Source organism: Clostridium psychrophilum (genome assembly GCF_018861705.1).
In the GTDB taxonomy this organism is placed as follows: Bacteria; Bacillota; Clostridia; order Clostridiales; family Clostridiaceae; genus Clostridium_AD; species Clostridium_AD psychrophilum.
Map to the genome: position 1 here is coordinate 1 of NZ_JAHLEC010000107.1, position 10,828 is coordinate 10,828.

The following is a 10,828-nucleotide window of genomic DNA, read 5'->3' on the forward strand; positions in this document are numbered from 1 at the left end:
ATATCTAATATTATTATAATAATTTGTAAAGGTAAAATCTACCTTTTAATTTGTAAGACTAACTTCCACTGTTTTATGTATTGGGGTGGAATTTACTTTTGCAATTGAGGAGAAATAAACAATTCGACAAAATTATGCATATTGCTATTGAATATAGCAATAAACCATGTTATAATAAATAATATGCATAGGGGTTAATAGGTGATGAAGTTATTGTTGCTTAAAAAAACTGTATTGCAGTTTGAAACCATTATAGGTGCATTAATTTTATGTTTTTATTAAAAATTAAATAGACATATTGCGGCTTAGATACATAGTTTTATGATATCTGAGCCGCTTTTTATTTTGTAATAAATAAATTCTAGTTTTTTTCTAAATTTTCTTCAACAAAATCTATTCCACTAGCTTCAATTTTATAATTACCTCTAATTGCTTGCTTAGTTATAAACTTCTTTTTCATTAGAGATTCAAGAGAAGATTTTAATACTCTAATATCGCCTTTACCATTACCTAAATTCACTGACAATTTAATTTTTGCTATGCTCTGTGGGGATGATGTTCTATTTTCATAAAGATATTTTATAATGTTGCCTTCAACTTCTATTATGTTATCTTTCATAAGTAGCCTCCTTCATTAGTATATTTACATTCCAATATATAAGTATACTACATGCATTAGTTAATAAGAAGAGAAACAAAATTAACTTGAAAATATATTGAAGAATATGATGGTATTGTTTGGACAATATTCAAAAGATATTAAGATTAGCATTCTAAATTTAAAAGAATAATTGTTTTTTTAGTATAATATTTGAATTATTAAGAAAGATGGAAAATTGGGAATAGTATAATAATAAGTAAATAAATGAATATTCAAATTATTCAAAATGTGGTATAATAAATTTATAAAGGAGGTTTAGAAAAGACAATTATATTAAAATTAAAGTGTAAAGTGGATGACTAAGTAAAGGTTTAAATGAAATAAATTTATTGTTAAGTTTTAGATCATATATGTAGAATATATAATTATGAACAACATTAAAATAAATGGTAAGGGGTGGAGTATGGAAGAGTATAGGGGTTATGTAATAGAAGTAATGGAAAATGATGAAAAAGAATATCCATATAAAGCGATAGCAAGAAAAGAGGATGAACAAATCAAACATAAAGGCCATAGTAAACTGCAAGCTATTGATTTTGTTAAAGGAACTATTAACGTAGCGATGGCGCGGAATTGCAAACAATAGACAGCATAGCATTCCTAAAGTATTTTAAAGAAAAGTATTGCATATTGATAATATGTATGTTATTCTAAGTGAGTTGGGATTGCAAAATCAACAACACCAAGATTTGATATGATTAAAACATTACCTTTTTAGGCATATAAAGTAAATCAGATCTTAAATCTTAATATAAATAAAAAGGAGAAATGTTTAAAATGGCAGATAAAACTATTGTATGTAAAGATTGTTCACAAGAATTCGTATTCACTGAGGGTGAACAGGAATTTTATAAAGAAAAAGGATTTGAAAATGAACCACAAAGATGTCCTGATTGTAGAAGAGCTAAAAAACAACAAAACAACAGAGGATTTCAAAGATAATATTATCTAGTAAAATCACCTATAGGAATTAATTCCTATAGGTTTTATTTCGTGGAAAATTATTATATAATATTAAAAAAGTATGGTATATTATACTAAAGATGTAGTAATGATAAAATGAATGGTTAAGGTACGCTTACGTTTGATTGCGGTGAAAAATATATAGGTGAATGGCTTAATGATGAAAAACATGGACATGGAATATATACTCTGATGGAAAAATAGAAGTAGGAGAACCTAGAAAAAATAAATTAATAAAATAAATATATTTTAAAACATAAACCAGAAAACGATTTTATTTAAAACTGTTAGGTGAAAAATCCAAAAGGATAGGTTGGACAATATGAAGAAGTGGTATTCTGAAACAGCAACAAGAGTAGCTGAAATTCTGAATTCAGATATTTATTTGGGGTTAACTGAAAATAAAATTAAATATATGAGACAGAATAATGGAAAAAATATTATATTAGTACCTGAGGTTGAAAGCATTTCTAAATTGACTATTAGTGAAATAAAACAATGGTGGATTTTAGTGAACTTATTATTCATAGGTATGATGATTTATAATGAGATGAACATTATAGCATATATTGTAGCTGTTATAATGATGGGTAGCGTAATACTTTTAATTAATGGAGACTATAAAGAAGAAAAAAGCTTAATGGTTCTTGATAATTTAAACACGGGTTTTTCACAAGTAATGCGATGCGGTAAGGTATACAAAATAGAATGTGAAGAAATAGTTGTTGGTGATATTGTTTATTTAAAAAAAGGAAATCATGTTCCAGCAGATATCAGAATATTAGAATGTGAAAATCTTAAGGTAGTTGAGGGGACAGTAACAGATGAAAAATATGAGGCTGAGAAATATTCTATGAAGATGGAAGGTGAAGTTATGAATCTTTCTGAAATCAAAAATATTGTTTATAAATCCTCTATTGTTACTAAAGGATCTGGACTAGGAATAGTTATTGCTACAGGTATGGATACACAAATAGGTAAAATTATAAAAGAATTATTCAATTATAAGAACGATAATAAAATTTTCAGCAGAGGCATAACCAAAATTATAAATAACATAGCCATAATTACTATAATAGCAGGAATAATTACTTTAGCTTTTACTATATATAGAAAATTTAGTATTCATGAAATTATAAATGCACTTATATATATTTTTATGACATTTAATTTCCCAATCATTATTATAATGTTATATTTGTTATTTTACATTGTATTCGCTGAGTTTAAGAAAAAAAATGTATACATAAACGATAATTCTGCTATCTACTTTTTATCCAATATATCCACAATATTTACAAAGAAAATTGGCGCTATTTCAGAGAACAAACTTGTCCTTAGAGAAATTTATTGTGATAGTGAACTTATTTATGTTCAATACCAGGGTGTTGAAATTGAAGGCAATGTAGAAAGAATAATTAGTATAGCATTGCTTTGTAATGATGCCAAACAAAATGATGAAAAAACAACATTATATATAGAAAACCCTAATTCTATTGAAGATTTGGCAGAAAAAGCGATCGTCAAATATTTTAATGATAAACTTATAAAAAAAAGTGAACTAGAACGTAAACATGAGAGAATATTTGAAATACCATATAATTCTAATAAACGAATTAAAACGGTTGTAAATAGATTTGAAAATAGATATAGAGCTAATGTATATGGTCTTCTTGATAGTGTATTTGATAAATGCACTCATATTTTAATTAATGGAGTGGAGAAAGAAATTAATGAAATAGATATCAAAAATGTTATAGGCATTCATATAAATATGTCAAGCAAAGTGTATAATGTTATAGCATATGGATATAGAAACTTTAATTATGAACCTAGTATTGATGAGAATATTGAAAGTAATCTAGTATTTGTCGGTCTGATGGGATTTGAAAACCCAATAAAAAAAAGTTCATATGAAGCTATGCAAACATGCAAGGAGATTAATATTAGACCAATTATAGAGGAAGAAGACAATAAATTAGCTTCATTTGCTTTTGGAAAATCAATAGGACTTACATATAAAAAAGAAGAAATTTTATCAGGTACGGAAATAGACTATATGAGTAATAAGGAACTTAGTGAAAATATTGAGTCTATTAGTATATTTTCTAAAATTAGACCAAAACATAAAAGTAAAATTGTTAATTCTTTAAATTATAATGGATTTTGTGTAGCTTCAGTAGGAGATACGCTAAAGGACTTGGAATATCTAAACAATTCCAATATAGCCATTTCAGTAGGAAGTGGATGTAGTACTGTAGTAAGAGAACTTTCAAGTTTATTTTTACAAGAAAATGATTTGAGTAAGATAATAGATTTGGTTCAACATAGTAAAAAGATTGTTAATTATATAAATATATTTGTTCTATTTCTATGTTCTGCAGGGGTAAGCGAAATTTTTATGATACTTATAAGCTTAATTACTAATGGAAATATGCCATTTTCATTTTTAGGCGCAATTTACATAAATTTTGTAATTGTACCATGTTGTGGTAGCTTTATTCTGTTTCAAAGTAGGATTATTGATAAAAATTTAAAAAATATTAATTGTAAATATATAGAAAAAGCTTCGATTAAGAGTTCATTTATAATAATGTGTATATATATATTTATTTATACGATTATAAATAAATACACAATAGTTCAATTCCAAAATATAAATTTAGCTATATTTGTTATATATCAAACCATATTTAGCCTAACATTTTTATATGAAAAACGGATGATAAAGAATAAAATTTCTTATATGTTATTTGCTATGAATTTGTTATTACAAACCATATTTATCCTATATTTTTGGATATTTAAATAAACTGGAATATAATGATTAACTTAAATATTTATTGGATAAAATGAAGTTATGGGGGTATGAGGATGCTTAAAATTATATTTAAAACAGTATTCATTCTGTAATAAGATTATGGAATAGAACAAATTAATATGTTTTATTTATCAAATATTGTTTCGAGTTGAATGGTTAATTATGGCGAGACCTTTAGTGTATTTTGCAATAACTATATTTATGGGATGTCTTACGTGTTTAATGTTAATAAATAATCTTGTTTTAGGTTCAGTTTTAGCTATATCATTTTTAATTATTATGTATTTAACTATAGATAAAAAGTTTTTCTATCTAGTGATTTGTTTTTTTATTATAGGTGTTATAAATTATTATTCTTATTTTAATGTTAATTTACCAAATGAACCTAGGCTCAAAGTAAGAATATCCCAAAAGAGTACATATTATTGTACTGCAACGTCAGGAATTAAGAAGATTGTTTTGGAAGGTAACATATTTAAATTAGTGCAAGGTAGAAATGTTTGGATACAAGGTGATTTTAAAAAATTGCCAGAGTATGATAAAGGGATTGTAGGAACATATACGGTTAAAGATTACGAAATATGTAATGAAGATTTATTATTCAAAATTGAACGTTTTAGAACAGGATTATATAAAAAATTTTTAGTAGTACTTGGAGAAGAAAAAGCTGCTTTAGTAATGGCAGTGTGTTTTGGAGATAGTGCATATATAGAAAAAACTCAAAAGGAAGATTTTAAAAAATTAGGTATTAGTCATGTCATCAGTGTATCAGGGCTACATATGTCAGTAGTATATAAAGCTTTAGAAATTATTATTGGATACAAAATTGCTATATTGGTTTCTTTTGTTTATATGATATTTACAGGAGGGCAAGCATCTACAATAAGAGCGTTTATAATGATTTTTATATTGAAAATATCAAGTAAGGTTTATAAAAAATATGATAGTCTATCATCTCTTAGTCTAGCTGCAATTATATTGTTAATAATAAGGCCATTTTCTATTCTCGATATAGGATTTATGCTTTCTTTTCTTTGCGTACTTGGAATTGTAGCATATAATAAAAAAATGAAAAAGATACTATATAAATTGCCATCTAAATTAAATGAATCTTTTAGCTTAAGCTTAAGTTCTCAAATATTTTCTACTCCTTATGCAATTGTCGCATTAAAAACTTTTAGTTTAGGATTTTTAATTAGTAATTTTTTCTTATTGCCATTTTATACTATAGTTGTAGTATTAGGTAATATTGGATTAGTATGTAGCACAATACATCCAGTATTTAATTTAATAAATTATGGATTGTTTACTATTTTAATGATTATAGAACATATTCAAAAGTTACTTGGACAATTATTACCTGAAATGATTTATTTTTCTTATATAGAGAGTTTAGTTGTATTTGGATTATATGTATGTTATCTTGGAATTAAAAAGGGATATAAACAATTTAAGTATGCGCCACTTTGCATTATCTTTGTTCTATTATTTCAAAATTATAAAATTTTCCCCGAAGTTAGCTATATAAAAGAAAATAAGAATAACATGGTTTTAGTACAGTATATGAGAACTACAATTGTAGTTACCACAGGCAATGTGGATGTGAAGAATATAAAGGTGCCCGTAAAAATAGATAAAGTTTTTCAAGGGTATAAAGGAAGTTCAACTATAAAGTTAAATGATAGATACGGTATTAGACTAATAAGTCGAGGTAAGAAATTAGAAGCACAAATTTATATTTCACAAAAGATAATTGAAAAACAAAATATGTCGGTATATAATAGTATGATCGAAGAAGTTAAACAATATAGGTATATTGTGAAACTAAAAAATGATGAAACATATGTACCTTCAGGTACAATTATAAATAAGTACATAATTATAGGAGATAAAGTTTTAAAATTTTCACGCGGGTTGGAGGAAGTACTTTGATTAACTATGCAGAACTTGAGAAAAGAATTAAAAAACATGATATAAGCAATTGTTATATTTTTTGTGGACCAGATGAAAAATTAATAAAGGATCATGTTAAATTTATAATTGATAGTGTATTAGAAAAAAAATTTATGGATTTGAATTATTTAAAATTTGATGGTAGTAAAACAGAGTTTGAGACAATTAGTGATGCTTGTGAAACCATGCCATTTATGAGTGATAAAAAGATAGTAGTTGTTTATAGAGCATCATTTCTAGATGAAAGTTCCGGAAGTAAAAAAACAGGTGATTTAAAAAGTAAAAATATTGGTTTATTAAATGAATATTTGAAAAATCCATCGCCTAATTGTATTTTAATTATTTATTATACATTTTTGACTGATAGAGAAAAACCAAGTAATAAAATTAAAAAACTAGATAAAAAGGCATGCGTTATAAAAGTAGATAAATTAAAAGGCGAATCTCTTTCCAGAAAGTGTAAGGTTTTATTTGAAAATGCGGGTACAGTTATAGGCAAAACAGAACTTGCTTTGTTTTGCAGTCAGGTAGACAATAATATGAATATAATAGCAAATGAAGTTGAAAAATTGGTTTCATTTACAGATGGAAGAGATATTACAAAAGAAGATATTTTAAAAATGATGCCTCAAAAGAGTGATAATGATATTTTTAACCTGGTAGATTATTTATCAAAAAAAAATATTAAGAGGGCTTTGGATATTTTAGATGAACTTATATATAAAGGAGAGAAAATTCCACTTATATTGTTTATGATAGGAAGGCAGTACAACCTTTTATTCAATCTTAAATTAGGTATTGATAGTGGAAAATCGAAAGAAGTTTTGGCCAGTGAATTAAGGCTTCATCCTTATATTTGTGAAAAAATGATTTCGCAGAGCATGAAATTTAGTTTGAAAGCATTAAAAAGAAACATTGAATTATGTGTAGACACGGAGAAAATCATAAAAAGCACATCTACTGATGATAAAATAAATATTGAAGTTTTTATGATAAAAACTGTTATGTAATATACAATTAATTAACGGAAAAAGAAAAAACAAAAAACAAAAAAACCGGTGTAAATTCACCGGTTTTTTATTATGCAGCTATACTTAGAGCGTTTAATTTTGCTGCAAGTCTTGATTTTCTTCTTGCTGCTTTGTTAATGTGAAGTATTCCTTTTGTTACAGCCATGTCTAAAGCTTTAACTACGGTTGCATATGTAACCTTAGCATCTTCAACATTACCAGTAACGATAGCTTCTTCAAATTTCTTTACCTTACTTTTTAATGCAGTTTTTATCATTGTATTTCTAGCTGTTTTAACTGCAGTAACTTTAATTCTTTTTTTTGCTGATTTAATATTTGCCATGTATTTTCACCACCCTTTGTGTTTAATAACGTTTTAGTAGTCTTGGGTAAAACTACATACGAGTCTTTTTAATTAGTCAACTGATATTATAGCATTAATATTTAAGCACTACAAGTAGAAGTTAATTTATATGCATAGTTTTTATTTTAACGACTTTCATTCTGAAGCCGTTGTAGCTCCGTAAAGTAGATGATTCATCTCTTTCAGAGATGTTACAGCGAACCAGGAGATGATTTAATCTTAGATTATAAGAAGTATAAAATATAAAATATATATTTAAAAAAGAATATTAAGGTAGTATTAGGAAAAGATAATATTAAAAAGATAGTTGAGGTGAAATTATGATAAGTGTAAGAACAGATTTAGCAGTTGAAGCTAAAGAAATATACAAGGCAGAAAACAATGGTGAGATGCCTGGTGTTGATGTAGAAGAGTCTATGGAGGGTGATATTAAAATTACTAATGTACAAATAGTAAGCGACATTGGAGAAAAAATGATGGGAAAACCAAAAGGTACATATATAACTATTGATATTCCAGAATTTGTTCACTATGATGGTGATGCTATGGATAGAGTAAGTGTTGTAATGGGAAAGGTTCTTGAACCACTTATAAAATTGGATGATAGTATGACGGCTTTAGTGGTTGGACTAGGTAACTGGAATGTTACTCCTGATGCTGTAGGACCAAAAGTTGTTTCAAAGATAATGGTAACAAGGCATCTTAAAGAACTGGTACCGGATTCAATAGATGAGGGAATAAGACCAGTATGTGCTATATCACCTGGCGTACTCGGAATAACGGGAATGGAAACTGGCGAAATAATTCGTGGCATAGTAGAAAGGATAAAACCAAACTTAGTAATTTGTATTGATGCATTAGCTTCTAGAAAAATGAATAGAGTGAATAGAACTATACAAATAGGTACTACTGGAATTTCTCCAGGAGCAGGAATTGGCAATAGAAGAATGGAAATAAGCGAAAAAACCTTAGGTGTTCCAGTAATTGCAATTGGAATTCCTACAGTAGTTGATGCTGCAACACTTGCAAATGATACTATTGATTTAGTACTCGATGAGATGATTAAATCGGCAAGTGAGGGAAAAGAATTTTACAACATGTTAAAGTCAATCGACAAGGCAGAAAAGCAAAAGATGATTGCTGAAATATTAAATCCATACGTTGGTAACCTTGTAGTTACACCAAAGGAAATTGACATGGTTATAAATTCTGTCTCTAAAATTATTGCTAATGGGATAAACATAGCATTACAACCAGCTTTAGATTTGGATGATATAAATAAGTATTTAAACTAGTAATAACTTTCAGCCCTCCCTCATATGTATGGTATAAGGTAGATGAAAATAAGATTAGTAAAATTTACTAACTATTTTTCTATATACTTGAGCAGGAGGGTGCAAATGAGTTACAAAGGTATAAAGCTTGATGGCAATGATAAAAATATTTCAAACAAAAAAATGAATATATTAGAATATCTTTTTATGAAAAATGGTAATGTGAAAATATTTTTTTGTACCTTCACATTACTAATTATTTTTTTTATAGGACTTATTTTACCTAGAAATGCAAAGGCAGTTAGTGAGGGAGATAATAAAAACTCTTTTTATATTAATGTTATGAATAATGTATTATCCGCAGTTAAATCCTCAAGCACAAAGCTACAGGAAGATAATAGCGAAGACAGTATGAATGCAGGGATGTTATCTTTTTTAGGAATAGACATATCAAACCCAATATCAATAGTTGTAAAAGAAATTGCATATTTGGATAAAAGTGAAGGCAGTACTGACACAAGTAATTCAGAAACATTTAGTCTTAACCCATTTAATTTAGATGATAAACAGGTAAGTAAGTCTGACACAAAGGCTTCAAATGTTGTAGCAAATTTATACAATCCTTCTTTAAAAACAACTTTAAATAAGACAAAACCAAGAGTTCTTATATACCATTCACATACATCGGAGGCATATCGTACTTCTAGTTCCGATGCATCAAATACAAAGGCTAGTTTGGATAAAACAAGAAATGTATGTGCTGTAGGAGATATTATAGCTGACGAATTAGAAAATAAATATGGAATATCAGTTATACATGATAAAAACGTGAATGACACAGGAGATTATAACAATGCTTATAAAAAATCAGGAGTTACTTTGGATAAGTATCTTAAGAAATATGGAAAATTTGATTTGATTATAGATTTACATAGAGATAGTATTACGGATAACAATGCAGTAACCACTAAAATAAATGGTGAAAAGGTTGCAAAATTTATGTTTGTAGTAACAGATAAAAATCCTAATTATGCTAGGCAGAAAAAGTTAATAAACTCAATGATAACAATATCTAATAAATTATATCCAGGATTTGCACGTAGCAACCCAATTTATTATTATCATTGGGGCATGGGTTTTTATAATCAGAATAGAAGCAATAATGCGATGCTAATTGAAGCAGGGACGTACACTAATACTGTAAAAGAAGTGAAAAATACTGGTAAATATCTATCAAGAGTAATTGCAGAACAATTAAATGGTAAAAAATGAATAATTTAAATTAAAAAAGTGCACCCTTATTAATGAGAAGATAATAATTAGTAGTTGTTATCTTTAAAGAAATGTAAGGGGGCACCTTTTATGCGTAAAAGAGGTAGAATTAAGTATTTTCTTATTATTAGTATTTGTTTGTCTATATTCATATATGGATTTACTATAATAAATATTAATAAACCTGAATTAGTGAAGGAAAAGTCCAAATTTACAATAAACATAAAATTAAAACCTTTTGATTTTAGAGTAGAGACTAAGAATTACGTTTTTTATGTTAATGATAAAATTATCTATAATATTAATAAAATTATTTATAATATGAAAGAAAAATGTATTGATACATATAATGAGATTATTCCTAAATAATATATGGTTAACTCTTGAAATAAAATAAAGTGGTGAATTGAAAAAGTAACTTCCACTTTGCAGAGTTAACTTCCACCGTAAAAAGAGTTGAAAAAGTTTTTCAATAAAAAAACGTTTATTTTTGCTATTCTTCTAACAAAA

Annotated in this window: 10 protein-coding genes and 1 pseudogene; 9 read left to right on the forward strand and 2 right to left on the reverse strand. The window is 26.8% G+C overall.

From position 1 onward, the window contains the following. Positions 1–361 precede the first annotated feature (361 nt). Positions 362–619: a hypothetical protein gene (locus KPL38_RS15825; protein ID WP_216290128.1), complete on the reverse strand. Its 258-nt coding sequence runs from the start codon at positions 617–619 to the stop codon at positions 362–364. Positions 620–1,028: 409 nt separating this feature from the next. On the opposite strand from KPL38_RS15825, the gene KPL38_RS15830 reads away from it, so the two are divergent. From KPL38_RS15830 to holA, 6 genes and pseudogenes are all read left to right on the forward strand, one after another. After that, positions 1,029–1,247, forward strand: a complete 219-nt coding sequence (locus tag KPL38_RS15830; protein WP_246577995.1) for a hypothetical protein — start codon at positions 1,029–1,031, stop codon at positions 1,245–1,247. A 191-nt stretch (positions 1,248–1,438) separates the two neighbouring features. Continuing rightward, entirely contained in the window at positions 1,439–1,603 is a 165-nt protein-coding gene (locus KPL38_RS15835; RefSeq protein ID WP_165413721.1) for a zinc-ribbon domain-containing protein, read from the forward strand. 159 nt (positions 1,604–1,762) lie between these two features. Then, positions 1,763–1,828 (forward strand): annotated as a pseudogene (locus KPL38_RS19765) (hypothetical protein); the annotation flags it as partial. 118 nt (positions 1,829–1,946) lie between these two features. Next, positions 1,947–4,436 carry a P-type ATPase actuator domain-containing protein gene (locus tag KPL38_RS15845; protein ID WP_216290129.1) on the forward strand — a complete coding sequence of 830 codons (2,490 nt, stop codon included), beginning with the start codon at positions 1,947–1,949 and terminating at the stop codon, positions 4,434–4,436. 171 nt (positions 4,437–4,607) lie between these two features. Continuing rightward, positions 4,608–6,377 carry a ComEC/Rec2 family competence protein gene (locus KPL38_RS15850; protein WP_216290130.1) on the forward strand — a complete coding sequence of 590 codons (1,770 nt, stop codon included), beginning with the start codon at positions 4,608–4,610 and terminating at the stop codon, positions 6,375–6,377. Next, positions 6,374–7,408 carry a DNA polymerase III subunit delta gene (holA, locus tag KPL38_RS15855; protein WP_216290131.1) on the forward strand — a complete coding sequence of 345 codons (1,035 nt, stop codon included), beginning with the start codon at positions 6,374–6,376 and terminating at the stop codon, positions 7,406–7,408. Before KPL38_RS15850 ends, holA begins: the two co-directional genes overlap by 4 nt. Before the next feature lie 70 nt (positions 7,409–7,478). Here the strand turns inward: holA and rpsT are convergent, their stop codons facing one another. Beyond that, on the reverse strand, positions 7,479–7,751 hold the full coding sequence (gene rpsT / locus KPL38_RS15860) for a 30S ribosomal protein S20 (RefSeq protein WP_216290132.1): 273 nt from the start codon (positions 7,749–7,751) through the stop codon (positions 7,479–7,481). Positions 7,752–8,092: 341 nt separating this feature from the next. Between rpsT and gpr the strand changes: the two genes are divergently transcribed. The 3 genes from gpr to KPL38_RS15875 all read left to right on the forward strand — a co-directional run bounded on the left by gpr (position 8,093) and on the right by KPL38_RS15875 (position 10,687). Next, positions 8,093–9,067, forward strand: coding sequence for a GPR endopeptidase (gpr, locus tag KPL38_RS15865; RefSeq protein WP_216290133.1), 975 nt, complete (start codon positions 8,093–8,095; stop codon positions 9,065–9,067). A gap of 105 nt (positions 9,068–9,172) precedes the next feature. Further along, positions 9,173–10,318 carry a stage II sporulation protein P gene (locus KPL38_RS15870; RefSeq protein ID WP_216290134.1) on the forward strand — a complete coding sequence of 382 codons (1,146 nt, stop codon included), beginning with the start codon at positions 9,173–9,175 and terminating at the stop codon, positions 10,316–10,318. Between the two features lie 90 nt (positions 10,319–10,408). Next, positions 10,409–10,687 carry a hypothetical protein gene (locus KPL38_RS15875; protein ID WP_216290135.1) on the forward strand — a complete coding sequence of 93 codons (279 nt, stop codon included), beginning with the start codon at positions 10,409–10,411 and terminating at the stop codon, positions 10,685–10,687. The last annotated feature ends 141 nt before the right edge of the window (positions 10,688–10,828 follow it).